The sequence below is a fragment of the Blautia sp. KLE_1732_HM_1032 genome (assembly GCF_025147905.1).
Classification (GTDB): domain Bacteria; phylum Bacillota; class Clostridia; order Lachnospirales; family Lachnospiraceae; genus Blautia_A; species Blautia_A fusiformis.
Map to the genome: position 1 here is coordinate 2,954,722 of NZ_CP102266.1, position 25,061 is coordinate 2,979,782.

General features: G+C 47.4%; 16 protein-coding genes, 4 tRNA genes and 3 rRNA genes. 2 read left to right on the plus strand and 21 right to left on the minus strand.

Going from position 1 to position 25,061, the window contains the following annotated elements:
* Positions 1 to 3: 3 nt before the first annotated feature.
* The 3 genes from NQ489_RS14155 to NQ489_RS14165 form a co-directional block, all read right to left on the minus strand.
* Positions 4 to 2,658 (minus strand): valine--tRNA ligase, encoded by a 2,655-nt coding sequence (locus NQ489_RS14155; protein ID WP_021650739.1) that lies wholly within the window; start codon positions 2,656 to 2,658, stop codon positions 4 to 6.
* 479 nt (positions 2,659 to 3,137) lie between these two features.
* Positions 3,138 to 6,995, minus strand: a complete 3,858-nt coding sequence (locus tag NQ489_RS14160; protein WP_227945544.1) for an FtsX-like permease family protein — start codon at positions 6,993 to 6,995, stop codon at positions 3,138 to 3,140.
* Between the two features lie 8 nt (positions 6,996 to 7,003).
* The gene (locus NQ489_RS14165; protein ID WP_021650736.1) at positions 7,004 to 7,717 is read right to left on the minus strand and encodes an ABC transporter ATP-binding protein; all 714 of its coding nucleotides are present in this window, start codon (positions 7,715 to 7,717) and stop codon (positions 7,004 to 7,006) included.
* Between the two features lie 321 nt (positions 7,718 to 8,038).
* Here NQ489_RS14165 and NQ489_RS14170 point away from each other — a divergent pair, with 321 nt between their 5' ends.
* The gene (locus NQ489_RS14170) at positions 8,039 to 8,377 is read left to right on the plus strand and encodes a hypothetical protein (RefSeq protein WP_021650735.1); all 339 of its coding nucleotides are present in this window, start codon (positions 8,039 to 8,041) and stop codon (positions 8,375 to 8,377) included.
* A gap of 70 nt (positions 8,378 to 8,447) precedes the next feature.
* Here NQ489_RS14170 and NQ489_RS14175 read toward each other — a convergent pair whose 3' ends face one another.
* From NQ489_RS14175 to NQ489_RS14195, 5 genes are read right to left on the minus strand one after another with little or no spacing between them, the layout of a single operon-like run.
* Positions 8,448 to 9,086, minus strand: coding sequence for a bifunctional 4-hydroxy-2-oxoglutarate aldolase/2-dehydro-3-deoxy-phosphogluconate aldolase (locus NQ489_RS14175; RefSeq protein ID WP_021650734.1), 639 nt, complete (start codon positions 9,084 to 9,086; stop codon positions 8,448 to 8,450).
* Between the two features lie 18 nt (positions 9,087 to 9,104).
* On the minus strand, positions 9,105 to 10,157 hold the full coding sequence (locus NQ489_RS14180) for a sugar kinase (protein WP_021650733.1): 1,053 nt from the start codon (positions 10,155 to 10,157) through the stop codon (positions 9,105 to 9,107).
* A 2-nt stretch (positions 10,158 to 10,159) separates the two neighbouring features.
* Positions 10,160 to 11,905, minus strand: a complete 1,746-nt coding sequence (gene ilvD, locus NQ489_RS14185; RefSeq protein WP_044961044.1) for a dihydroxy-acid dehydratase — start codon at positions 11,903 to 11,905, stop codon at positions 10,160 to 10,162.
* 18 nt (positions 11,906 to 11,923) lie between these two features.
* The gene (locus NQ489_RS14190; RefSeq protein ID WP_021650731.1) at positions 11,924 to 12,160 is read right to left on the minus strand and encodes an HPr family phosphocarrier protein; all 237 of its coding nucleotides are present in this window, start codon (positions 12,158 to 12,160) and stop codon (positions 11,924 to 11,926) included.
* A gap of 13 nt (positions 12,161 to 12,173) precedes the next feature.
* On the minus strand, positions 12,174 to 13,529 hold the full coding sequence (locus tag NQ489_RS14195; protein WP_021650730.1) for a GntP family permease: 1,356 nt from the start codon (positions 13,527 to 13,529) through the stop codon (positions 12,174 to 12,176).
* A gap of 295 nt (positions 13,530 to 13,824) precedes the next feature.
* Between NQ489_RS14195 and NQ489_RS14200 the strand changes: the two genes are divergently transcribed.
* Complete coding sequence (locus tag NQ489_RS14200; RefSeq protein ID WP_192925803.1) at positions 13,825 to 14,517, plus strand: FadR/GntR family transcriptional regulator; 693 nt, start codon at positions 13,825 to 13,827, stop codon at positions 14,515 to 14,517.
* 126 nt (positions 14,518 to 14,643) lie between these two features.
* Here the strand turns inward: NQ489_RS14200 and NQ489_RS14205 are convergent.
* The 13 genes from NQ489_RS14205 to tsaE form a co-directional block, all read right to left on the minus strand.
* Positions 14,644 to 14,714 (minus strand) — tRNA-Cys (locus NQ489_RS14205).
* Positions 14,715 to 14,717: 3 nt separating this feature from the next.
* Positions 14,718 to 14,790, minus strand: a tRNA-Asn gene (locus NQ489_RS14210).
* Positions 14,791 to 14,880: 90 nt separating this feature from the next.
* A 23S ribosomal RNA gene (locus NQ489_RS14215) occupies positions 14,881 to 17,768 on the minus strand.
* A gap of 460 nt (positions 17,769 to 18,228) precedes the next feature.
* A 5S ribosomal RNA gene (gene rrf / locus NQ489_RS14220) occupies positions 18,229 to 18,346 on the minus strand.
* 69 nt (positions 18,347 to 18,415) lie between these two features.
* Positions 18,416 to 19,945 (minus strand): 16S ribosomal RNA (locus tag NQ489_RS14225).
* The 16S, 23S and 5S rRNA genes sit together here with 4 tRNA genes alongside, the layout of an rRNA operon.
* Before the next feature lie 244 nt (positions 19,946 to 20,189).
* Positions 20,190 to 20,278 (minus strand) — tRNA-Ser (locus tag NQ489_RS14230).
* A 138-nt stretch (positions 20,279 to 20,416) separates the two neighbouring features.
* A tRNA-Ser gene (locus NQ489_RS14235) sits at positions 20,417 to 20,502 on the minus strand.
* A 178-nt stretch (positions 20,503 to 20,680) separates the two neighbouring features.
* Complete coding sequence (ispD, locus tag NQ489_RS14240; protein ID WP_021651506.1) at positions 20,681 to 21,385, minus strand: 2-C-methyl-D-erythritol 4-phosphate cytidylyltransferase; 705 nt, start codon at positions 21,383 to 21,385, stop codon at positions 20,681 to 20,683.
* Positions 21,386 to 21,406: 21 nt separating this feature from the next.
* Entirely contained in the window at positions 21,407 to 22,426 is a 1,020-nt protein-coding gene (tsaD, locus tag NQ489_RS14245; RefSeq protein WP_021651507.1) for a tRNA (adenosine(37)-N6)-threonylcarbamoyltransferase complex transferase subunit TsaD, read from the minus strand.
* A 4-nt stretch (positions 22,427 to 22,430) separates the two neighbouring features.
* On the minus strand, positions 22,431 to 23,342 hold the full coding sequence (locus tag NQ489_RS14250) for a ribonuclease Z (protein WP_015525919.1): 912 nt from the start codon (positions 23,340 to 23,342) through the stop codon (positions 22,431 to 22,433).
* 77 nt (positions 23,343 to 23,419) lie between these two features.
* Complete coding sequence (gene rimI / locus NQ489_RS14255; RefSeq protein ID WP_015525920.1) at positions 23,420 to 23,863, minus strand: ribosomal protein S18-alanine N-acetyltransferase; 444 nt, start codon at positions 23,861 to 23,863, stop codon at positions 23,420 to 23,422.
* Positions 23,860 to 24,585 (minus strand): tRNA (adenosine(37)-N6)-threonylcarbamoyltransferase complex dimerization subunit type 1 TsaB, encoded by a 726-nt coding sequence (gene tsaB / locus NQ489_RS14260; protein ID WP_021651509.1) that lies wholly within the window; start codon positions 24,583 to 24,585, stop codon positions 23,860 to 23,862. Before tsaB ends, rimI begins: the two co-directional genes overlap by 4 nt.
* Complete coding sequence (gene tsaE / locus NQ489_RS14265) at positions 24,582 to 25,022, minus strand: tRNA (adenosine(37)-N6)-threonylcarbamoyltransferase complex ATPase subunit type 1 TsaE (protein ID WP_015525922.1); 441 nt, start codon at positions 25,020 to 25,022, stop codon at positions 24,582 to 24,584. Before tsaE ends, tsaB begins: the two co-directional genes overlap by 4 nt.
* Positions 25,023 to 25,061 lie beyond the last annotated feature (39 nt).

Below are 25,061 nucleotides of genomic sequence, written 5' to 3' on the forward strand. Positions count from 1 at the left end.
TCGTTATTTCACCATCTGTGTTAACTGCAGGTTCACTTTCTCTTTCATCTCTTTGTATTTCTCAAGTTTCTCCTTCTCTGCCTCTACCTTGGCTGCAGGTGCCTTGTTCACAAAATTCGGATTGTTCAGCATTCCCTCGCAGCGTGCGATTTCTTTTGTAAGTCGCTCCTGCTCTTTTGTGAGACGTTCGATTTCTTTTTCACGGTCGATCAGATCCTCCAGCGGCAGATAAACCACACCGTCTGCCACAACGATGGATACCGCATCCTCACCGATTCCGTTCTTATCCTGCTGTACGTGGATCTCTTTTGCAAACGCAAGGTTTGTAAAGGATTTCTTGCAGGACTCAAAACGTGCACAGCACTCTGCATCCTTGCCTACGATGTAGATATTGGTCTTTCTATTCTGCGGTACGTTCATCTCGTTTCTGGTGTTACGGATTCCACGTACAACCTCCTGGAAGCTTGAAACTGCTTTCTCAGCATCTGCAAAATCCATCTCGTCTCTGTATACCGGCCAGTCAGAGATCATGATGGACTCTTCATCCGGAAGCAGTGTACAGTAGATCTCTTCTGTGATAAACGGCATGAACGGATGAAGAAGCTTCAGTCCCTGTGTCAGCGCAGTGCGGAGTGTCCACAGTGCATCGTTTGCTGCTGCCGGGTTTTCCTCTGCCTTCCACAGTCTTACCTTTGCCATCTCGATATACCAGTCACAGAGCTCATCCCACAGGAAATCATAGACCTTCTGTACGGCAATTCCAAGCTCATATTTATCCATATTCTCAGTAACATCACGGATCACTGTGTTCAGTCTGGAAAGGATCCATTTATCCTCGTTGCACAGTGCGTTCAGGTCTTCCGGCGCTGTTACTGTCTTGCCCTCCAGGTTCATCATAATGAAACGGGAAGCATTCCAGATCTTATTTGCAAAGTTACGGCTGGATTCTACACGCTCCCAGTAGAAACGCATATCATTTCCAGGTGCATTACCTGTCATCAGTGTCAGACGAAGGGCATCTGCGCCGTATTTGTCGATAACCTCCAGCGGATCGATACCGTTTCCAAGAGACTTACTCATCTTACGTCCCTGTGAGTCACGTACCAGACCGTGGATCAGTACATGGTGGAACGGTGTCTCACCGGTCTGCTCCAGTGCGGAGAATACCATACGGATAACCCAGAAGAAGATGATATCATATCCGGTTACCAGAACATCTGTAGGATAGAAATACTCAAGCTCCGGTGTCTTATCCGGCCATCCAAGTGTGGAGAACGGCCACAGTGCGGAACTGAACCAGGTATCCAGAGTGTCCTCATCCTGATGCATATGTGTGCATCCGCATTTCGGGCATTTCTCCGGCATCTCTCTTCCAACCACCATCTCACCGCACTCGTCGCAGTAATAAGCCGGGATCCTGTGTCCCCACCAGAGCTGACGGGAAATACACCAGTCGCGGATGTTCTCCAGCCAGTGCAGGTAAGTCTTGTCAAAACGTGCCGGAACAAACTGAAGGTTTCCGTCGTCCAGAGTCTTGATGGCTGCTTTTGCCATTTCATCCATTTTTACAAACCACTGTGGTTTGATCATCGGCTCTACTGTTGTACCGCAGCGGTCATGCGTACCAACACTGTGGCTGTGCGGAACAACCTTTACAAGAAGTCCCTGCTCCTTCAGGTCCTCTACCATGGCCTTACGTGCCTCGTAGCGGTCCATACCTGCATATTTTCCGCCAAGGCTGTTGATGGTAGCATCATCATTTAAGATGTTGATCTCCTCAAGGTTATGACGGCGTCCAACCTCAAAGTCGTTGGGGTCGTGTGCCGGTGTGATCTTAACGCAGCCTGTTCCGAATTCCTTGTCAACATACTCATCGGCAATAACCGGGATCTCTCTGTCTGTAAGAGGAAGCTTCAGCATCTTTCCTACAAGGTCTTTATATCTTTCATCCTCCGGGTTTACAGCAACTGCTGTATCTCCGAGAAGTGTCTCCGGACGAGTGGTCGCGATCTCAACAAAACGTCCTTCCTCACCTACGATGGGATAATTGATGTGCCAGAAAAATCCGTCCTGGTCTTCATGCACAACCTCTGCATCAGAAATAGAGGTCTGGCATACCGGACACCAGTTGATGATCCTGGAGCCTTTGTAGATATAGCCTTTCTCATAAAGGCGGATAAATACTTCCTGAACAGCCTTGGAGCAGCCCTCATCCATGGTAAAGCGCTCACGCTCCCAGTCTGCAGATGCTCCCAGCTTTTTCAGCTGATTGATGATCTTTCCGCCGTACTCCTCTTTCCATGCCCAGGCATGTTTCATAAATTCGTCACGGCCGATCTCGTTCTTGTCAATCCCTTCCTTACGAAGCTTCTCTGTTACCTTAACCTCTGTAGCGATGGCTGCATGGTCAGTTCCCGGCTGCCAGAGAGCCTCATAGCCCTGCATTCTTTTGAAACGGATTAGGATATCCTGCATGGTCTCATCCAGTGCATGTCCCATATGCAGCTGTCCGGTTACATTGGGCGGCGGCATTACAATTGTAAAAGGTTTTTTGTCCGGATTAACTTTTGCATGGAAGTATCCGTTATCCATCCATTTTTTGTACAGACGATCCTCAATACCCTTGGGATCATAAGTCTTTGCAAGTTCTTTACTCATGTTTTCCTCCTGAATCTTTCTGATTATAGGAACCTTAAAATGCTCCTGTTCTCTGCAAGAAAAAACACGCCCTCCACACAAAAGCCAATAACTAATGTGCGAAGGGCGATCATTCTCGCGGTACCACCTTCATTATCCGGAAAAAACATCTGTTATTCCCGTCTATCTCTTGTCCCTTAACGCGGGGTACGTGAAAACCTACACAGCAGCATCTGCATCTGTTCTGCATTTCTGCTTTCAGTTTCCCGGCTCCTAAGCTACCTTCTGCAGTCCTCCATCTGAAAATGCCTTTCAGCCTGCGCTTCTCTTGCGTCTGTGCATTTCTCTCTGTCAGCGTAGATCTGCATACTCCTCTTATTCAACGCCTTTGCCATGTTCCTACTATAATGAAATTTTCTTTTTTTGTCAAGACAGAGGCCTGCTTTTCCTGGGATTTCACATATTTCCGGATACGAAGATCTTTCTGGCATTTCATTATTTTATTCCACGCTCTTCAGTGACTCTACCATATTGATCTTTTTCAGCTTAAAATGCATCACCATATTTACAAACATGGAGAACCCAAAGGTAATGATTCCACTGTAAACAAAGCTTATTGGCTTGATATTTCTTCCGAACATCACCGCATCTACCTCAACGGTTGTGATCACATATCGGTGAAGGAGGATTCCAAACACTGCGCCTGCCAGAATCCCTATGAAGGACAGCAGGATATTTTCCCGGAATACATACTGGGAAACCTCGCCATCATAAAATCCCAGGACCTTCAATGTTGCAAGCTCTCTCTGCCGCTCTGTGATATTGATGTTGTTCAGATTATACAGTACCACAAATGCCAGCATTCCGGCAGAAATGATCAGGACCCAGATCACCGCTCCGAGGGATCCCAGCATTCGCTCTACCTGACCTGCTGTGCTGCTTGTATAGCTGATACTTAAAGCTGCCGGATATTTCAGGATCGCATTTCCAAGAGTTTCCAGATCACTCTCTGCATCCTCTTTCATAGTATATACTGTACTTGAATACTTCGGTTTCTCCCCGAATGTTTTTTCATAGCAGGATGGGGTCATGTAAACGTAATGTCCCATATAGTTCTCTGTGACAGCAGTGATCTTTACTTTATACTTTCTGTTGTCTTTCTCCAGGGTGATCTTGTCTCCTGCTTTCACACCGATAAGAGAAGCCGTTTTTTCACAGATCACCGCTCCATCATCGGTAAGCTCATACTGCTCGTGGGACTTTCTGTCACGTAATGTTACATCCTCTTTAAAATTTTCCGTATTTTCCGGAACATACACATAGATACTGACACTTCCCTTTTCTTTTGGTGCCGTCATCTTGGTGAGCTGCACACGGGTATAGTGATCGATCTCGCTGTTTCCGTCCAGAAATTTCAGAAGATCCTTTTCCTGGCTGTCTGTGGCATCCTCATCATTGATCACCATGGCATCATAGTGCTGGATCTGGTCATATTGGAGAATCGCAATATCCATAATGGAGTCATAAAGTCCGAATCCTACAAGCATCAGTCCCATGCTTCCTGCAATTCCGAAAATGGTCATAAAAAGACGCTTTTTATAACGGAAGAGATTTCGCATGGACGATTTCCAGGAAAAGCTCAGATGCTTCCAGATAAAGCTGATCCGTTCAATAAGGATCCGTTTTCCTTCTTTCGGTGCAGGCGGACGCATCAGAGATGCCGGTGTTTCTGCCAGGGTTTTTGCGCAGGAAAACAGTGTAGCGCCCATAGTACAGATCACCGCTGCCCCGGAAGCGATCAGTGCATATTGTAACTCATAATCCAGCTGCATGTGATCGCCAATATTCCAGTACATGATTCCATACGCCTGGATAATGATAAACGGAAGAACCTTTTCTCCGAAAAGTACTCCTGCGATACTTCCACCTACTGTAGCCAGAAATGCGTAGCTGAGATACTTGGATGCAATGGATGCTTTTCCGTATCCCAGCGCTTTCATGGTTCCGATCTGGGTTCGCTGTTCCTCCACCATTCGTGTCATCGTGGTAAGACTGATCAGAGCCGCTACAAGGAAGAATATCATCGGAAAAACCTTTCCGATGTTTTTCAGTCGCTCTGCGTTATCACCAAAATCCGAATATTCTGGAAGGTCATTGCGGTCCGTGACGATCCACTCCGGTGTTTCAATATCATCCACCTCTTTCTGGGCATCCTCGATCTTCTGCTGGGCTTCCGCAATTTTGTCATCGGCTTCTTTTTTGCCGTCCTGATATTCTTTCTTTCCATCGGAAAGCTTCTTTTTGGCGTCCTCCAGGTCTTTTTTGGCGTCTTTTAATTTCTGTTCATTTTCCCGGATCTCTTTTTCACCATCCAGGAGCTTCTGTTCATTTGCATCCAGTTCTGCCTGACTGCTGGTAAGCTTTTCTGTATTGGCCTGGATCTCTGCCTGACCGGCATTTAACTGGGCCTGTTTTTCCTCCAGCTGCTGCCGCCCTGAGCTGAGCTGGGCTCTGGCCGAATCCAGCTGGCTCTGGCCATCATCCAGAGTTGCCTGGTTTGCCGCAATTTCTTCTTTTGCCGCTGAAAGCTCAGCTTTCTTTGTTTCCAGCTCTTTTTTCCCTTTATCCAGTTCTTCCTGGCCTGCGTTCAGCTGTGCTTCTGTCTGGGAAAGTGTCTCTTCCTGTTCCTTGATCTGGCTGAAGCCCTCATTGATCTGACCAAGGCTGCTCTCCAAGGTAGCTCTTGTCTGGGCCAGCTCTGATTTTTTTGCAGTAAGCTCTGCCTGCGCCCCGTCGATCTGTGCCTGACCGGCATTTATCTGTTCTTCCATTGCACTGATCTGACCATTTAAAGTCTGGATCTGCGTGGAAAGCTCCGCCAGCTCTTCCTCGGTTTTTCCTGCTTCCGCACCAGCATCATACTGCGCCTGCAGCTCCGCCGCCTGACTGCTTAATGCCTCTTTCTGACTGGTCAGTTCATCCAGCTGTGCCTGCTGCCCGGAAAGGGCTTCTTCACTGGAACTGATCTGGGATTCGCCCTCGGAAACCTGTACAAGTCCTGCCTCACACTGTTCTTTCTGACTGGTGAGAGCAGCCTTTGTTTCTTTGATCGTATTCTTTCCCTTTTCCAACTGTTCTCTTCCACTGTCAAGCTCAGCCTGTTTGCTTTCCAGTGTTTTTTCCGCTTCCCGGAGCTGGGCCTCGCCGTCACTTACCTGCTGTTTTGCGGCAGTCAGCTGTTCATATCCGGCAGTCAGCTCTGCCTGCTTCTCATTTATCTGTGCTTCGGAGTCGGCAAGCTGGGATCTGGCAGCATTTAACTGGGACAGACCGTCTTCCACCTGCTGTTTTGCGCTGTTAAGCTGAGACCATCCATCTTCAATCTGCTTTCTTCCGTCAGCAAGCTGCTGTTTTCCATCGGTCAGCTCCTTTTTTGCATCACTGAGCTGCTGTTTTCCATCTTCGTACTCTTTTTTTCCATCCTCATACTTCTTCTTCCCATCATCCAGCTTTTTCTTCGCGTCGCCAAGCTTTTCCTCGGATTCCTTCTTTCCGTCCTCAAGCTCTTTTCTGGCATCATCCAGTTTTTCATTGGCTTCTGCGACGATCTCCTCGTAGCGCAGGCTGCACTGTTCTTTTTCGATACCTTCCACGCGTTTCCGGATCTTTTTGATAAGATTGTCGTAGGCATCGGTATAGCTGATCACATCCCCGGATTCATGAACCATAATATAGATCTGGGTAAAAGCTTCCTGTTCAAAATCCTCTGGAAGAATGTATCCGAAGCCGCTGACCTCACCCGATCCAAGAGTCGTATTTCCTCTGTTAAATGAAATATAAAGAGGGCTGCTTCCAATTCCCACAACTGTATAGGTTGTTTTTTTCAGAAGCTCACTGTCTCCATCCTCACTGACAGATATGGTATCCCCGATTTTATACCCCCGATTCTTTGCAAATGGCTTGTCGAGAAAAATCTCACCGCTTTTTTTCGGTATCCTTCCTTCATCTGCTGTGAGCAGATTAAAATTGCTGCTGATGGCTTCCAGATGAAGAACCTTCCTGGCATCGTCCTCTCCACTCATAACATCCGTAGAGTAACCGCCCTCAGCCAGTTCCACACCGTCAATATCCGATACCGCTTTTACATCACGCTGCGTCAGTCCCAGTGTTCCCTGGATCTTCAGATCCATCAGCTTTGCTGCTTCATAATAAGCATCTCCTGAATATCTCATATCCGGAGAAGACGCCTGGATCCCGGAAAAAAATGCAACACCCAGTGCCACGATCAGAAAGATCGAGATAAAACGTGCTTTACTTTTCCGGATCTCCATCCAGAAATCTTTGTGTAATGCCTTCATTCCGTCACCTACCATTCAATCTCTTCCACTGGTGTGGGATGTGCATTTTCAGTCATCCTGGAAACCTTGCCGTTTTTGATCTTGATCACACGGTCGGCCATAGGTGTCAATGCAGAGTTGTGAGTAATGACAATAACCGTCATGCCCCGTTCCCTGCAGGTATCCTGAAGGAGCTTCAGGATTGCCTTGCCGGTCTGATAATCCAACGCTCCTGTAGGTTCATCACAGAGCAGAAGCTTTGGATTCTTCGCCAGCGCTCTGGCTATGGAAACTCTCTGCTGCTCACCGCCGGATAACTGTGCCGGAAAATTGGTCAGTCTCTCCTTCAGCCCTACTTCCTCCAGAACTGTCCTGGCATCCAGAGGATCCTTACAGATCTGAAGCGCAAGCTCCACATTCTCCAATGCAGTCAGATTTGGCACCAGATTATAAAACTGGAATACAAATCCAATATCCTCCCGCCGGTATCCGGTCAGCTGCCGGTCTGTATATTTTGCAATATTTTTTCCATCGATCCAAACATTGCCGGATGTGGCCTTATCCATTCCGCCCAAGATATTCAGCACCGTTGTCTTTCCGGCACCGCTTGGTCCTACCACAACCACAAATTCTCCTTTTTTTATCCGGAAGCTGATCTCATCCACAGCTATGATCTTCACTTCTTTTGAGCCATAGATTTTGGATACATTCTCCAGCTTCACATAGTCTTCCGTATGCTCCATTTCCACCCCTCCTCTTTACTCTCTATATGATTTCAGGGGGCTTTTATCTGCCCCCTTTTAATTCTCTCACTCACGTATCACAGCTGTAGAAAAATGTTTTCGGCTGTGATCGAATATTATCAATAACTATATTTATAAGTATATCGGTTCTTAATTCAAAATGCAATTTCTACTTATATTTTACAAAGATTTTTCATTCCTGCGCATTTGTATTTTACATTTCTTTTCTATAATACAGACAGATAAAGGAAATCAATATTATGGCTGACTGTTGCTGACAACAGCAGAAGTATAATTCCAGCAAAACAGGAGGAATGGATTATGTATAAAGTACTGTGGAATCACTTAGATCAAAATTTAAAAAAGGCCCCTGCGCCAGCTGTTTTTCTTGCACTTTTGACAGTTGGATGGAGTGTAGCCGGAATTCTTGCAGGATTACTTGTTTGTCTGGAACTTCAGACAGAACTGATGGTGAAGCTGACTGTGATCTTATGTGCCGGTGGATACGCCGGACTGATTCCCGGTTTCTTCGGTGGGATCTTTTATCTTTACCGAATGGATCTTCGAAAACCTTCTGCGGGTCCTGCAGCTGATCTGGCAGCTGAAGCGGAAAAAGCTTCTGCCGATCCTGCTTCATTGATCTATTTTCACAATAATTGACAAAAAAGCAGAACTCTGCCTGGTTGTACAGGGTTCTGCTTTTTTTATTGAATATGTGTATTAAGTTTGATTACTTTCTTATGGAATCCGCAAGCTTTTTTGCTTCTGCTGTCAGTTCTCTTATTTTGTCAAATTCTCCTGCCTTCACAAGATCTCCTTTTACCATCCAGCTTCCGCCGCAGCAGAGGATTTTGTCACAGGAAAGATAGTCCTCAAGGTTTTTCGCATTGATCCCGCCGGTAGGCATAAAACGGATTCCTGTATAAGGAGCTGCCATAGCCTTGATCATTGAAATTCCGCCTGCCGGTTCTGCCGGGAAGAATTTTACTACCTTAAGACCTCTTTTCACTGCCTGTGCAACCTCAGATGGTGTAATACATCCCGGGAAAACAGGAATGTCTTTTTCCAGACAATAGTCTACGATCTTAGGATCAAAGCCCGGGCTTACGATAAATTTTGCTCCGGCGCCAACAGCCGCGTCTACCTGTTCTGTTGTAAGTACGGTACCTGCTCCCACAAGCATTTCCGGGAACTGCTCTGCCATGAGACGGATAGACTCTTCTGCTGCTTCTGTGCGGAATGTCACCTCTGCACATGGAAGGCCGCCCTCAACCAGAGCCTTTGCCAGCGGTACTGCATCTTTTGTATCTTCCAGCACTACAACCGGAACCACACCAAATTTCTGAAATTTTTCTGCTATCTCTTTCATCTGAATTTCCCTTCCTTTTTATCTTTTTATATCAAAGTTCATTTCCATCACATGTCTGATCATAGATACATCATCGGTAATGTTTCCATCACCATGGATCGTATGCTTCACAGCACTGGCAGCAACACCGAAATTCACGGTATCTTCCGGTGTATACTCATTCATAAGGCCATAGATGATCCCACTTACAAATGCATCTCCGCCACCGACACGATCAAGAATGTGGAAGGTCAGGCGCTTGCTTTTGTAAGTCTTTCCGTTTAACCAGAGATATGCCATAAGACAGTTTTCACTGCAGCTATGTGCAAAACGGACATGTCTTGCAATGCATTTTATATTCGGATATCTGTCCGCAAATGCCCGGAACACTTTTTCCTGCTGTTCAAAATCCGGCTGAAACGGGATTCCATCCTTTACATCCCCTGCACTGTGGTCTTCTTCATTTTTCCAGATATGGTACGGCTCGATCCCGAAAAGGACATTTACATATGGAAGACAAAGTGTACAGAAATCTCTGGCCTCTTCCCAGGTCCACAGCGTACTTCTGAAATTTCCGTCAAAGCTTACGGTCATGTTCATTTCTTTTGCTGCCTTCAGGCAGTTTAAGATCAGATCCCTGCATTTTGTTCCAAGAGCAGGTGTGATTCCGCTCAGATGCAGCCATGTATATCCTTCCAGCATTTTTTTCACATCTGTTTTGCTGAAATCATACTCGGAAAAAGCGCTGTGTTTTCTGTCGTAAACTACCTTGCTGGGGCGGATCCCGTAGCCGGTCTCCAGATAATAGGTTCCAAGACGGTGTGTCGGAGTTTCTTCCGCTGTGGAATAAACCACACTGTCACAGTTCACATCATTGCTTCTCATCATACGTACAGAACTTTTTCCAAGACTGTTGTCCGGAACTACCGTAAAAAACGAAGCATCTATTCCAAGATTTGCCAGGGAAAGGGCTACATTCGCCTCGCTTCCCCCGTATCTTGCCTCAAAGGTTGTTGCTGTTCTGATTTTTTCATAATCCGGCGGTGTCAGACGCAGCATGATCTCGCCGAGAGTAATAAATTTATGTTTCATGATCAATACTCCAGATAGGCTCCCTTCATTGGGCTTGCAGCATGCTCACTGAAAAGTCTCAGCACGCCTTTTTTGTATTTTGGTTCTCTTGGCTTCCAGTTTTTACGTCTCTCGGCAAGGATCTGGTCGATCTCTTCCATAGACTTTCTTTCGCCTGCGATCCCGATGATGTTCAGCTTTCTTTCCATAACGTCGATCTCAATAAGGTCGCCTTCCTCAACAAGTGCGATTGGGCCACCGTCAACAGCCTCAGGGCTGCAGTGTCCGATAACAGGGCCTGTAGATGCTCCGGAAAAACGTCCGTCTGTGATCAGTGCGATACTCTTTCCAAGCTCTTTATCACTGCTGATCGCCTCAGATGTGTAGAACATCTCCGGCATTCCACTTCCCTTTGGTCCCTCGTAACGGATGAATACTGCATCACCTTTCTGAACCTTATGCTTCAGAACTGCATCCAGACACTCCTCTTCACTGTCGAACGGTCTTGCGCGGAGAACGGATCTGAACATTTCCTTCGGGCATGCGGTGTGTTTGATCACAGCTCCCTCAGGTGCAAGGTTTCCACGGAGAACAGCGATGCTTCCGTCGGTTCCGATCGCCTTGTCATATGGACGGATGATATCTTCCTTTGTAAGGTTTACATTGTAACGTTTGTTAAATTCCTGAAGCCATTTGTCGCATTTCTCATAAAATCCGTTGTTCTTCAGCTCCTCAAGGTTTTCTCCGAGAGTCTTTCCTGTAACTGTCATCACATCCAGATGGAGATGTTCTTTGATTTCCTCCATGATCGCCGGTACACCACCTGCATAATAGAAGCACTCAGCAGGCCAGCGTCCTGCAGGACGTACATCCAGAAGGTATCTTGCATTTCTGTGCAGTCTGTCAAAGGTATCACCTGTGATCTCAATGCCAAACTCATGTGCGATCGCCGGAATGTGAAGCAGACAGTTTGTACTTCCGGAGATTGCAGCGTGTACAAGGATCGCATTCTCAAAGCTGTCCATAGTTACGATATCAGAAGGACGCATATTTTCCATCTGTGCGATCCTTACTGCCTGTCTTCCTGCCTCTCTTGCGAAAGCAAGAAGATCCGGGCTTGTTGACGGCATCAGAGCTGTACCAGGAAGTGTAAGTCCAAGTGCCTCTGCCATGATCTGCATTGTTGAAGCTGTTCCGATAAAGGAGCAGGCTCCACAGCTTGGGCAGGCATTGCATTTTGCCCAGTCAAGCTTCTCTTCGTCGATCTCTCCACGCTCAAACTTTGCACTGTACATTCCCAGCTGCTCAAGGGTCAGCATCTCAGGTCCCGCATTCATGGTTCCGCCCGGAACAAATACGGAAGGGATATTTACTCTTGCAAGTCCGATCAGATTTCCCGGTACACCCTTGTCACAGCTTGAAAGATATACACCGGCATCAAATGGTGTTGCATTTGCATGGATCTCGATCATGTTTGCGATCATTTCACGGCTTGCCAGGCTGTAGTTGATTCCGTCTGTTCCCTGGCTTTCACCATCGCAGATATCGGTACAGTTATAACGTGCACCAAAACCACCTTCTTCTGCGATTCCTTTACGAACTTCTTCCACAAGGATGTTCAGGTGTCCGCTTCCCGGATGGCTGTCACCATAAGTGCTTTCCACCATGACCTGAACCTTTCCCAGATCTTCTTTTTTCCATCCTGTTCCAAGGCGCAGCGGATCAAGCTCCGGTGCAAGCTTTCTCATTTCCTGACTTACTAACTTCATGATTTTTTCCTCCATTTCCTATTCTCTGATCAGATTCAGATTTTCCAGCTTTTCTCTAAGTTCCTTTACATCCTCTTCTTCTGCTCCGATTTCCACATTATTAAATGTAGGAAGGCTGAATACTCCCAGTATGGACTTTGCATCTACGACATATCTTCCGCAGATCAGTTCCACATCCTTCCGGCAGCCGGATGCAGCCTGTACAAGATGCTTTGCATCATACATGTCTCTTAAATAAACCGGTATCTTTATCATTACGCTCTTCCTCCTATGCAAAAATTGAAATAACAAAGCCTACAACAAGTGCTGTAACACCGATCAGTGTTTCCATGATTGTCCAGGATTTTAATGTCGTTTTTTCGTCAATCTCAAGGAAAGTACTTACCAGCCAGAATCCGGCATCATTTACATGACTCAGTGCAGTTGCACCACCGCAGATTGCACAGCACATAGCAGCTCTGTAAAGCATGCTTGTATCCATTACTGCCGGCATAGTCGCCATGATTCCTGATGCCATGGTCATTGCCACAATGGAGCTTCCCACAGATGCCCTTACCAGGATTGCGATCAGAAACGCGATCAGGATCAGCGGAAGACCGCTTTTTTCCAGGGCCGGTCCGATAATATTTCCAAGGCCGGAATCCTGAAGCATCCATCGGATCACTCCGCCGCTGGCGATGACCAGAAGGATCATTCCAACCGGTCTCAGTGAATGATCCAGTATTTTCTTTAACTGTGTACCGGTAAAGCCACGACGGATTCCAAGAAAATACATTGCTGCAAGCGTTGCGATAGTCAGTGCCAGAAACGGTTTTCCGATAAATCCGAGAAAACTCTGTATTCCTGCCGGAATTGGCATGTATTTAGATACAGTACTGAGAAGGATTAAAACAAGCGGGATCAGTATCACGCCAAGCACCAGACCAAATGGCGGCAACTCTTTTCCATCATCTTTGATCTCTTCCACATTGGCCGGAAGTTCAGTGAAAATTTTGTTTCCAACCAGATTTCCCCAGATAATTCCTGAAACCAGCATACAGATCAGTGCAGTTGGAACTCCAACCATGATCATAGTTCCCAGGTTTACGCCAAGTGCATTGGCAACCAGTACAGATCCCGCAGAAGGCGGTACAAAAGCATATCCGCTGGCAAGACCTGAAAGAAGTGGGATTGCATAATACAGTGTGGATTTTTTTGTCTGCTTTGCAACACTGAATACCAGTGGGATCAGTACTACAACACCTGCTTCAAAAAATACGGTTGTACCGATCACCAGTCCGGTAAGTCCCAGTGCCCAACCGGCTTTTTTCTGACCGAATTTGTCGATCAGTGTTTCCGCTATTCTCTGAGCGCCTCCGCTCACTTCCAGTATTCCGCCGAACATGGAACCCAGTCCTACCAGAAGTGCGATTCCCTGTAATGTCTTTCCAACACCTTTTTCTACTGTGTCTGAGATCATTTCCAGTGGCATTCCGGCACCTGCACCGATGATGATCGCTGAAATCATCATTGACAGAACCGGATGCAGTTTAAATTTGATGATCAGCACCAGCAGGATCACAATTCCCACTGCCGCAGCAAGCATCAATCTCATTGGATCTGCTGTAAATGTTGTTTCTTCCATTTTTTCTGCTTTTGCCTCCTTAATTCATCCGATGTTTTACTTTTCGTTAAATACATCTGACCTTTCTGTTGTTTTTTCTTTTGAATTGTACTGATTTTCTTTATTTTCGTTTCAATTCATCTGATGTATTTATAATATATTCATTCTTGCAAAAACGCAATACTGTAATTTTATCTAAATTATCGTCTTATTTTTTGTGCATTTTGTCGTTTTGACATTATAGTTTAAAGGAATTATTATAGATATAAGGAAAATATAAAAAGAAATAACGAATAGAAATGGAGAAACTCATATGATGATTTCGTCATCAGAAGAAAAAAGTCTTCCGCAAAAATTATCGGAAGACATCATCGCATTTATTTTAAAGGAAAATCTGCAGCCTGGAGACAAGCTGCCTAATGAAACGGTTCTGTCCGAACGTCTGAATGCCGGAAGAAGCTCTGTCCGCGAGGCAATGAAGCTTCTTGCTTCCAGAAATATCGTGACGATCCGTCAGGGATCCGGAACCTATATCGCATCATCTCCGGGAATGGTGGAGGATCCGCTGGGATTAACCTTTATCGGCAACAAGCAGAAGCTGATCCATGACCTTCTTGAAGTCCGTTTTCTGCTTGAACCCTCTATTGCAGCAATGGCTGCCACCCGCGCCAATAAAAAAGATATAAAAAAAATCACCACACTTTGTGATGATGTTGAAGCATTATTAAAAAAACATGTGGATCATACCCAAAAAGACATTGAATTTCATACAGCGATCGCGCTGAGCAGCAAAAATGTTGTTGTTCCGCGGCTGATTCCCGTAATTAACAGCTCTATTCCATTATTTGTCGAATCAACCAGTGGCGCTCTGCATGAAGAAACAATTGAAACACATCGTGAAATCGCAGATGCCATTGCAGAACATGATGCTTTGCGTGCCCAAGATGCCATGTACCTTCATCTGGTTTATAACCGTAAAAGAATCCTGCTTACAGAAAAAAATTCCTGATCTGTCGGACAGCATCCTTTCCGGATGCTGTCCGATTTTTCAGAAGTCTGGCTTCACGGTCTTCAGCAAGTACATTTTTATAGTAAAAATAAGCCCTGGAAATTCATCTTTCCAGGGCTTTCTAAGAGGTGCCACCCGGATTTGAACCGGGGATAGAGGTGTTGCAGACCTTTGCCTTACCACTTGGCTATGGCACCATGCTCCCCCTGTTGGACTCGAACCAACGACACTGCGGTTAACAGCCGCATGCTCTACCGACTGAGCTAAGGAGGAATATTTAATTTAAGGTTTGTACCTTAAAAACTACATACATGCTTGTTGATCGTTAATCAAACTCTTGAATCAATTCTTAACCTGCGTTTCTTGGTCAAGCCCTCACCCGATTAGTAACAGTCAGCTCCATGTGTTACCACACTTCCACCTCTGCCCTATCTACCTCGTCGTCTTCAAGGGGGTTTACTTCACTAAGAATGGGATATCTCATCTTGAGGGGGGCTTCACGCTTAGATGCCTTCAGCGTTTATCCCTTCCGGACTTGGCTACCCGGCCATGGCTTTGGCAAGCCAACCGGTCCACCAGCGGTCCGTCCATCCCGGTCCTCTCGTACTAAGGACAGCTCCTCTCAGATATCCTGCGCCCACGCCGGATAGGGACCGAACTGTCTCACGACGTTCTGAACCCAGCTCGCGTACCGCTTTAATGGGCGAACAGCCCAACCCTTGGGACCTACTACAGCCCCAGGATGCGATGAGCCGACATCGAGGTGCCAAACCACTCCGTCGATGTGAACTCTTGGGAGTGATAAGCCTGTTATCCCCAGGGTAGCTTTTATCCGTTGAGCGATGGCATTCCCACTTAATACCACCGGATCACTAAGCCCTACTTTCGTACCTGCTCCACCCGTCGGTGTCGCAGTCAAGCTCCCTTCTGCCTTTGCACTCTTCGAATGGTTTCCGTCCATTCTGAGGGAACCTTTGGGCGCCTCCGATACCCTTTCGGAGGCGACCGCCCCAGTCAAACTCCCCGCCTGGCATTGTCCCACCGCCGGATTACGGCGGCTGGTTAGAAGCCCAATATCACAAGGGTGGTATCCCAACAGCGGCTCCGCGGCAACTGACGTTACCGTTTCTCAGCCTCCCACCTATCCTGTACATGCAACACCGGACCCCAGTGCCAAACTGGAGTAAAGCTCCATGGGGTCTTTCCGTCCTGGCGCGGGTAGCCAGCATCTTCACTGGCACTTCAATTTCACCGGATGTATTGCCGAGACAGCGCTCAAATCATTACGCCTTTCGTGCGGGTCGGAACTTACCCGACAAGGAATTTCGCTACCTTAGGACCGTTATAGTTACGGCCGCCGTTTACTGGGGCTTAAATTCAAAGCTTCGACTTACGTCTAACCTCTCCTCTTAACCTTCCAGCACCGGGCAGGCGTCAGCCCATATACCTCACCTTTCGGTTTCGCATAGACCTGTGTTTTTGCTAAACAGTTGCTTGAGCCTATTCTCTGCGGCCTGCTCTCGCAGGCACCCCTTCTCCCTAAGTTACGGGGCCATTTTGCCGAGTTCCTTGGCAATACTTCTTCCGCCGGCCTTAGGATTCTCTCCTCATCCACCTGTGTCGGTTTACGGTACGGGTACAATATGAACGATAGCGGCTTTTCTTGACGCATGGCTCACGGGCTTCGCTACTAATCTTCGCTCCACATCACGTCTTCCCATTGCCACACGGATTTTCCTATGTGACTGGTACCTCGCTTGTACCGGGCTTTCCATTCCCGGCTCCCGCTCTCCTTACGTGTCCCCACAGTTCTGTCATACTGCAGTACAGGAATATCAACCTGTTGTCCATCGGCTACGGCTCTCGCCCTCACCTTAGGTCCCGACTCACCCAGGGCAGATCAGCTTTACCCTGGAAACCTTGGATATTCGGCCTAGAGGATTCCCACCTCTATCTCGCTACTCATTCCGGCATTCTCTCTTCCATGCAGTCCACAGCTCCTTCCGGTACTGCTTCTTCCCGCATGCAATGCTCCTCTACCAATCTTTTCAGATTCCTTAGTTTCGGTGGCGCGTTTCAGCCCCGGACATTTTCGGCGCAGGACCTCTCGACCAGTGAGCTATTACGCACTCTTTGAATGTATGGCTGCTTCTGAGCCAACATCCTGGTTGTCTTCGAAATCCCACATCCTTTTCCACTTAACGCGCACTTTGGGACCTTAACTGTAGGTCTGGGCTCTTTCCCTTTTGACCGCCCAACTTATCTCGTGCAGTCTGACTCCCGGTGATATCTACACGGCATTCGGAGTTTGATATTCTTCGGTAGGCTTTGACGCCCCCTAGGAAATTCAGTGCTCTACCTCCGCAAGACTCACACCGAGGCTAGCCCTAAAGCTATTTCGAGGAGAACCAGCTATCTCCGGGTTCGATTGGAATTTCTCCCCTATCCACACCTCATCCCCACCCTTTTCAACGGATGTGGGTTCGGTCCTCCACTACCTCTTACGGCAGCTTCAACCTGGACATGGATAGATCACCCGGTTTCGGGTCTACTCCTACTGACTCTGGCCCTATTAAGACTTGGTTTCCCTACGGCTCCACACCTGAAGTGCTTAACCTTGCCAGTAAGCGTAACTCGCCGGACCGTTCTACAAAAAGTACGCGGTCGTACATATAAAGTACTTCCACAGCTTGTAGACACAGGGTTTCAGGTTCTCTTTCACTCCCCTCCCGGGGTCCTTTTCACCTTTCCTTCACAGTACTATGCGCTATCGGTCACTAAGTAGTATTTAGCCTTAGGGGGTGGTCCCCCTTACTTCCCACAAGGTTCCTCGTGTCTCGTGGTACTCCGGATCCTGCTCAGTCAGCTCTGCTTTCACGTACGGGGCTTTCACCCTCTCCGGCCGGCTTTCCCAAAACCGTTCTGTTAACTTCGCTGAATCTTAAATGCAGTCCATGACCCCGGCATGCACGCACACCGGTTTAGGCTCCTCCGCGTTCGCTCGCCGCTACTTACGGAATCGATGTTTCTTTCTTTTCCTCCGGGTACTTAGATGTTTCAGTTCCCCGGGTTCCCTTCCATACGTTATGGATTGGCGTATGGATGCATGAGGTCTGCTCATGCGGGTTTCCCCATTCAGACATCTCCGGATCACGGGATATTTGCTCCTCCCCGAAGCTTTTCGCAGCTTATCACGTCTTTCATCGGCTCTTAGTGCCAAGGCATCCGCCCTGTGCCCTTATTGCTTGACCTTTCGCTTCATCACCCTAGCGTAGGTGATGCGGTCTCTTGATTCTCGTGTTACTACAGTAAGTGCTTTCTTCTCACGAAGTTTACACTCACGTTCGTAACGTATGTGTTTGATTACTCTGTTCATAACAGATAAATCGATGTCTTCCTATCTTTGCGTTTGCATTAATTTCTTAACACTTTGCGTTTAAGGATATTTGATTAACTTAATCAAATCTCATGTATGCAGTTTTCAAGGTACAATGCTGACTGATGTTTTATCAGCCATCAGAACTCACAAACTGTTTTTGTAAACTCTGATCACTGGTAAAAACCAGCTATTATAACAGTCCTTCCCGACTGATTTAGGGTTAGCACCGGACTTATCGAAAATCTTCTGGCTCCACTCTGTTTCCAACAGAGCTCACTTTCCAGTGCCCGTTCTATTTTTATCAGGCAGCTTCGCCTGTTTCTTTCTTTTTGATCTGGCGCCCACCTGCTCTCCCACACCGTCTCCAGTGCAGTACCATCGGCCGATTGGGTCTTAACCGTCGTGTTCGGGATGGGAACGGGTGTGTCCCCCAACCGCATCGGCACCAGAAATATCATTATTCAGTTGCCTTGATAACTCAACAGTAAAACACATCTTGTTTCTCTACTTTTTCCTTAGAAAGGAGGTGATCCAGCCGCACCTTCCGATACGGCTACCTTGTTACGACTTCACCCCAGTCATCGGTCCCGCCTTCGGCAGCTCCTTCCTTGCGGTTAGGTCACTGACTTCGGGCGTTACTGACTCCCATGGTGTGACGGGCGGTGTGTACAAGACCCGGGAACGTATTCACCGCGGCATTCTGATCCGCGATTACTAGCGATTCCAGCTTCGTGTAGTCGGGTTGCAGACTACAGTCCGAACTGGGACGTTATTTTTGGGATTTGCCCACCCTCACAGGTTCGCTTCCCTTTGTTTACGCCATTGTAGCACGTGTGTAGCCCAAATCATAAGGGGCATGATGATTTGACGTCATCCCCGCCTTCCTCCAGGTTATCCCTGGCAGTCTCCACAGAGTGCCCATCTTATATGCTGGCTACTGAGGATAGGGGTTGCGCTCGTTGCGGGACTTAACCCAACATCTCACGACACGAGCTGACGACAACCATGCACCACCTGTCTCCTCTGTCCCGAAGGAAAGACTCGGTTAAGAGTCGGTCAGAGGGATGTCAAGACTTGGTAAGGTTCTTCGCGTTGCTTCGAATTAAACCACATGCTCCACCGCTTGTGCGGGTCCCCGTCAATTCCTTTGAGTTTCATTCTTGCGAACGTACTCCCCAGGTGGAATGCTTAATGCGTTTGCGGCGGCACCGAATGACTTCGTCACCCGACACCTAGCATTCATCGTTTACCGCGTGGACTACCAGGGTATCTAATCCTGTTTGCTCCCCACGCTTTCGAGCCTCAACGTCAGTTACCGTCCAGTAAGCCGCCTTCGCCACTGGTGTTCCTCCTAATATCTACGCATTTCACCGCTACACTAGGAATTCCGCTTACCTCTCCGGCACTCAAGACGGGCAGTTTCCAATGCAGTCCCGGGGTTGAGCCCCAGCCTTTCACATCAGACTTGTCCATCCGTCTACGCTCCCTTTACACCCAGTAAATCCGGATAACGCTTGCCCCCTACGTATTACCGCGGCTGCTGGCACGTAGTTAGCCGGGGCTTCTTAGTCAGGTACCGTCATTTTCTTCCCTGCTGATAGAAGTTTACATACCGAGATACTTCTTCCTTCACGCGGCGTCGCTGCATCAGGGTTTCCCCCATTGTGCAATATTCCCCACTGCTGCCTCCCGTAGGAGTCTGGGCCGTGTCTCAGTCCCAATGTGGCCGTTCACCCTCTCAGGCCGGCTATGGATCGTCGCCTTGGTGGGCCGTTACCTCACCAACTAGCTAATCCAACGCGGGTCCATCTTATACCACCGGAGTTTTTCACACCGAGCCATGCAGCTCTGTGCGCTTATGCGGTATTAGCAGTCATTTCTGACTGTTATCCCCCTGTATAAGGCAGGTTACCCACGCGTTACTCACCCGTCCGCCACTAGAATTAAATCATATCGACCGAAGTTTCAATAAAGTAATTCCCGTTCGACTTGCATGTGTTAAGCACGCCGCCAGCGTTCATCCTGAGCCAGGATCAAACTCTCTGATAAAATGTTTGATTCGTTTACTCAAGACAACCGTTTGGCTATCTCTCGTTTTTACTGCTTTTGGTTTGTTTAAACCGTTCTTTAAATGTAAAGAAATTTTCGAGAATCGTATGTGTTTCACTGTTTAGTTATCAAGGTTTTTTGCATCTGTCTCTCAGACAGCTCGTTCATTTTATCTCATTCTCAACTGCTTGTCAAGAACTTTTTTTAATTTTTTTGAAGCATTTAGTCTTCAAAAAAACCAAAGCGGAGAAGGAGGGATTTGAACCCTCGCGCCGCGTTAACGACCTACTCCCTTTCCAGGGGAGCCCCTTCGGCCAGCTTGGGTACTTCTCCAAATTGCCCTACTTACTAAGTAGTTCCGATATTTATCTCTGCCGTTCTTAGCGACAGGTGATATTATATCTCGTATCTTTTATGTTGTCAAGTACTTTTTTAACTTTTTTAAAAAGTTTTTATTCTGTATTTGACAAACGGAGAGAGTGGGATTCGAACCCACGCGCCCTTGCGGACAAACGGTTTTCAAGACCGCCTCGTTATGACCACTTCGATATCTCTCCATATAATGTTTTTCAACATTTTTTGTGCTGTTTTGTCAGCGCATGTTGTATTTTATCATCAAATATCTCCCCTGTCAATAACAAATTTGATATTTTTTTCAAAAAATTGGACATATAGCTTCAATTTCTGCTATATGTCCATATTTACCGGGATTTTCACCCTGTTCTACTCTCTATTCTACTCTCTGTTTTCCTTCAAAAATGCCTCCGCAACCACCAGATCTTCCGGTGTTGTGATCTTGATATTGCGATAAGAACCTTCTGAAAAGCGGATCTTCACCCCGGTCTCATGTTCTGCAACCATGGCATCATCTGTAATTCCGGTCATTTCCTTCTGCCGAATGCTGGTATATGCGCCATAGATCAGCGGGTACTGAAAGATCTGCGGAGTCTGGACGATCCATACACTGCTGCGATCCGGAGTTTCACTGACATTCCCATCCTCATCTGCGATCTTAACTGTATCCTTGGAAGGCATGCCTGTAACACTGGCACCTGTCTGTGCTGCTGCCATAAGTCCTCTTTCAATGATCCCATGATCAATAAATGGTCTGGCACCGTCATGGATCAGCACATACTCTGTATCTTTACACGCACGAAGTCCTTCATAAACAGAATCGTACCGTTCTTTTCCGCCGGATACTACAGTAGAAACCTTTGTAAAACCATATTTTTCCACGATTTCTTCTTTGCACCAGAAAACATATTCCTCCCCTGTTACCAGGATCACATCCCTGATCAGCGGACTTTCCTGAAAACAGCGCAGAGAATAACAGAGCACCGGCATCCCGTCAAGCTCCATAAACTGCTTCTGTATTTTGCTGTGCATTCTCTTTCCCTGGCCTGCTGCCAGGACAATAGCTGTATTTCTGCACTCTCCCATGATCAATTACCCCGGATTCTTTTATCTTTCGCCAAGCTTCAGGTTCGGAACCGCATTCAGATCCCAGCTGTGGCGTGTTCCCCTGATATATTCATAGTAAGCTGCCACACCGATCATCGCTGCGTTATCCGTACAGAAGATCGGTGACGGACGGTAAAATTTGTATCCACGTTCTGTACATGCTTTTTCCATAGCAGTGCGAAGTGCTCCGTTGGAAGCAACACCTCCTGCAATGGCAACCTTTTTCATGCCAAAATCAGCTGCTGCCTGCATGGTATGCTCTACCAGTACGTCAACAACCGCCTTCTGGAAGGATGCCGCGATATCTGCACGGTTTACTTCCTCACCTTTCATTTTTGCCCCGTTTAAATAATTAAGAACTGCGGACTTCACGCCGCTGAAGCTGAAATCATATGGATTTTCGCCGATTTTTGCACGTGGAAACTCGATAGCGTCCGGATTTCCTTCCTTTGCCAGCTTATCGATCTTCGGTCCTCCCGGATATCCCAGCCCAATGGCACGTGCAACCTTATCAAATGCCTCACCTGCCGCATCGTCTCTGGTTCGGCCCAGGATCTCAAACTGGCCGTAGTCCTTCACAATAACAAGATGGGTGTGTCCACCGGATACAATGGCACAGAGAAACGGAGGTTCCAGATCCGGATGCTCAATATAATTGGCAGAAACATGTCCTTCTATATGATGCACGCCTACCAGTGGCAGGTTTCTTGCATAGGCAATGGCCTTGGCTTCTGCCACACCTACAAGAAGTGCACCGACAAGCCCCGGTCCATAGGTTACACCGATAGCATCAATATCATCCAGAGTGACATTTGCCTCGTCCAGCGCTTCCTGGATGACCTGGTTGATCCTTTCTATATGATTTCTGGAGGCGATCTCCGGTACAACACCTCCGTACAGTTTATGGATCTCGATCTGTGAGGAAATCACGTTTGATAAGACAGTCCTTCCATTTTTTACAACGGAAGTTGCCGTTTCATCACAGGAGCTCTCAATACCAAGAATTAATGTATCTTTCATTTTTTCAGTCCTCTTCAAAATTCAGTTCCACACTCTTCCCGTCTTTTCCCGGCCATGCCTTCGGAAAGATCTCACGTACTGTATCCATGTAATCATCCGGACGTACCAGAGAAGGGCTGTAATGGGTCAGCCACATTTCCCCCACTTCCGCATCACGGGCAAGAGTGGCCGCTTCACGAAACGTCATGTGTTTGTAGCCTTTTGCCTTTTCGATCTTGTCATCTTCACCGTACATTCCCTCACAGATAAAAAGATCGGAACCTTTTGCATTACGTAAAATAGACTCTGTCGGTCTGGTATCTGTGGTATAGGTAAGCTTGATCCCTTTTCTTGGCGGACCAAGCACCATATCCGGTGTGTAGATCCTTCCTTCATCCTCCACAGTCTGTCCCTTCTGCAGCGGATTCCAGAATTTCAGCGGGATCTCATGCTCCCTGGCACTGTCAGGAGAAAATTTTCCCTGGCGCAGGATCTCAAGGGTATATCCATAGCAGGTAACATTATGGTTCACCCGAAATGCAGTGATCCGGTAACCGTTCAGTTCCAGAACCTCCTCCGGTTTCGTGATCTCGATAAATTTAATTTCAAAGGGCAGCTCCGGTGCGATCACACGAAGTGCACTTACCACACGTTCCAGTCCTCTTGGGCCTACCAGAGTCAGCGGTTCTGTGCGGTCTGCATTTCCCATAGTCAAAAGGAGTCCCGGAAGTCCGCTGATATGATCCCCATGATAATGGGTAAAACAGATCACATCAATAGGCTTGAAGCTCCAGCCCTTTTCTTTAATGGCCACCTGAGTGCCTTCCCCGCAATCGATCATCAGACTGCTGCCGTTATAACGGGTCATCAGTGCGGTGAGCCATCTGCGTGGCAGCGGCATCATTCCTCCGCAGCCAAGTAAACAAACATCTAACATATTTTTCCTCTTTTCCTGTTCTGTGGCAAAGTTTAGCATACTTATCCCGTACAGACAAGTACCTCTCCCGGGTAAGCCTATTCAGAAACTGCGGTGCGTGTCATAAGAACAGCATCCTCTGTAGGATCTGTATAGTATCCCTTTCGCAGGCCATCCCGCACAAATCCCTGACGTTCATAAAGGCGGATCGCAGTCTCATTTCCCGCCCGGACCTCCAGATGGATCATGGTGATCCCACGCTCTTCTGCCAGACGGATCATACTTTCCATAAGGAAATTTCCGATTCCCTCTCTCTGACGGTCTCTGCGGACAGCCACATTGGTCACATCCCCCTCATCCAGCACCGTAAGAAGACCACAATATCCCAGGATCCGGCCCTTTTCTTCCACAACAAGAAACATCCCGTTCTCTTTCATAAGAAATGTCAGAAATCCCTCTTTTGTCCAGGGGACTGAAAAAAGTTCCTCTTCGATCTCCATAACCTGATCCAGATCATCCACAAGCATTTCTCTTAAGATCATGCGTTTTCCCCTTCTGATCCTTTTTTCAGTTTCTGGGCACGCTCCCGCTCAGCCTGTGAAACACGGAGATAATCCGGTTTGTGCTCAGCCGCTGTCTCGGTTCTGCCTTCTTTATAATAAAGGACACCAAGTGCACCTACAGCACCTGCTCTCTGTCTGGAAAGATGGGCCGGTGCAAAAGAAAACGGTACAGTAAGCTTATCTGCGATGATATCTTTAAATACCGGGACTCCGTCTCCGAGGAATGTTACGGCTTCTCCCATCTCATTCAGCATGGAAAGAAGCTCCTCAATTCCCACTGCCATCTGATCCTTTACCGTCATGAGCCTGTGATCCTCGTAACGATAGATTCCCGTATAAACCTGCTTTCTTCTGGCATCCATGATCGGACAGATCAGTCCCTTTACATCATAGAGATTATAGGCCAGTGCCTCCACAGTCGGAATCCCGACCAGTGGTTTGTCAAGGGCAAGTCCAAGTCCCTTGGCTGTGGCAGAGCCAATACGGAGTCCGGTAAAAGAGCCCGGTCCCTTGGCTACCGCAATAGCGTCAATCGTCTTCAGATCCAGCTCTGTCATCTTCACGATCTCATCCAGCATGGGAAGAAGAGTCTGGGAATGTGTTTTCTTATAATTAACTGTATATTCCGCTACCAGTGTATCGTCCTCCACAACGGCTACGGATGCCACGATTCCGGAACTGTCCAGTGCCAAAACTCTCATTCTGTCTTTTCTCCTCTCTCCTCAATGGTGATCTTTCTGTATTCAAAGCCCTTCTCAAGATCTTTTTCAATGGTAACTTCGATCCTTTTTTCCGGCAGGATCTCCTCAATGAGTTCCGCCCATTCGATCAGACAGATTCCCTGCCCGAAAAAATAATCATCGTATCCGATCTCTTCCATTTCTTCCAGATCCCCGATACGATATACATCAAAATGATAAAATGGCAGACGTCCGTCTTCATATTCCTGGATAATGGTAAACGTAGGGCTGTTTACAGGTTCTGTAATTCCAAGACCTGCTGCCACTCCCTGTGTGAACACGGTTTTTCCAACTCCCAGATCGCCTGTCAGTGTGTAGATCTGTCCCGGCTTCGCATTCATTCCGATCGTCCTTCCGACCTCGAATGTTTCCTCAGGATCATGCGTTTCTATGACCATATTTTCCACCTTTTTCTTGCACAATTATTCTTTGCATAT

Bases quoted from the DNA above. Each gene is read 5' to 3' on its own strand.
- NQ489_RS14155 (WP_021650739.1), bottom strand. From the start codon at position 2,658: ATGAGTAAAGAACTTGCAAAGACTTATGATCCCAAGGGTATTGAGGAT.
- NQ489_RS14160 (WP_227945544.1), bottom strand. From the start codon at position 6,995: ATGAAGGCATTACACAAAGATTTCTGGATGGAGATCCGGAAAAGTAAA.
- NQ489_RS14165 (WP_021650736.1), bottom strand. From the start codon at position 7,717: ATGGAGCATACGGAAGACTATGTGAAGCTGGAGAATGTATCCAAAATC.
- NQ489_RS14170 (WP_021650735.1), top strand. From the start codon at position 8,039: ATGTATAAAGTACTGTGGAATCACTTAGATCAAAATTTAAAAAAGGCC.
- NQ489_RS14175 (WP_021650734.1), bottom strand. From the start codon at position 9,086: ATGAAAGAGATAGCAGAAAAATTTCAGAAATTTGGTGTGGTTCCGGTT.
- NQ489_RS14180 (WP_021650733.1), bottom strand. From the start codon at position 10,157: ATGAAACATAAATTTATTACTCTCGGCGAGATCATGCTGCGTCTGACA.
- ilvD (WP_044961044.1), bottom strand. From the start codon at position 11,905: ATGAAGTTAGTAAGTCAGGAAATGAGAAAGCTTGCACCGGAGCTTGAT.
- NQ489_RS14190 (WP_021650731.1), bottom strand. From the start codon at position 12,160: ATGATAAAGATACCGGTTTATTTAAGAGACATGTATGATGCAAAGCAT.
- NQ489_RS14195 (WP_021650730.1), bottom strand. From the start codon at position 13,529: ATGGAAGAAACAACATTTACAGCAGATCCAATGAGATTGATGCTTGCT.
- NQ489_RS14200 (WP_192925803.1), top strand. From the start codon at position 13,825: ATGATTTCGTCATCAGAAGAAAAAAGTCTTCCGCAAAAATTATCGGAA.
- ispD (WP_021651506.1), bottom strand. From the start codon at position 21,385: ATGGGAGAGTGCAGAAATACAGCTATTGTCCTGGCAGCAGGCCAGGGA.
- tsaD (WP_021651507.1), bottom strand. From the start codon at position 22,426: ATGAAAGATACATTAATTCTTGGTATTGAGAGCTCCTGTGATGAAACG.
- NQ489_RS14250 (WP_015525919.1), bottom strand. From the start codon at position 23,342: ATGTTAGATGTTTGTTTACTTGGCTGCGGAGGAATGATGCCGCTGCCA.
- rimI (WP_015525920.1), bottom strand. From the start codon at position 23,863: ATGATCTTAAGAGAAATGCTTGTGGATGATCTGGATCAGGTTATGGAG.
- tsaB (WP_021651509.1), bottom strand. From the start codon at position 24,585: ATGAGAGTTTTGGCACTGGACAGTTCCGGAATCGTGGCATCCGTAGCC.
- tsaE (WP_015525922.1), bottom strand. From the start codon at position 25,022: ATGGTCATAGAAACGCATGATCCTGAGGAAACATTCGAGGTCGGAAGG.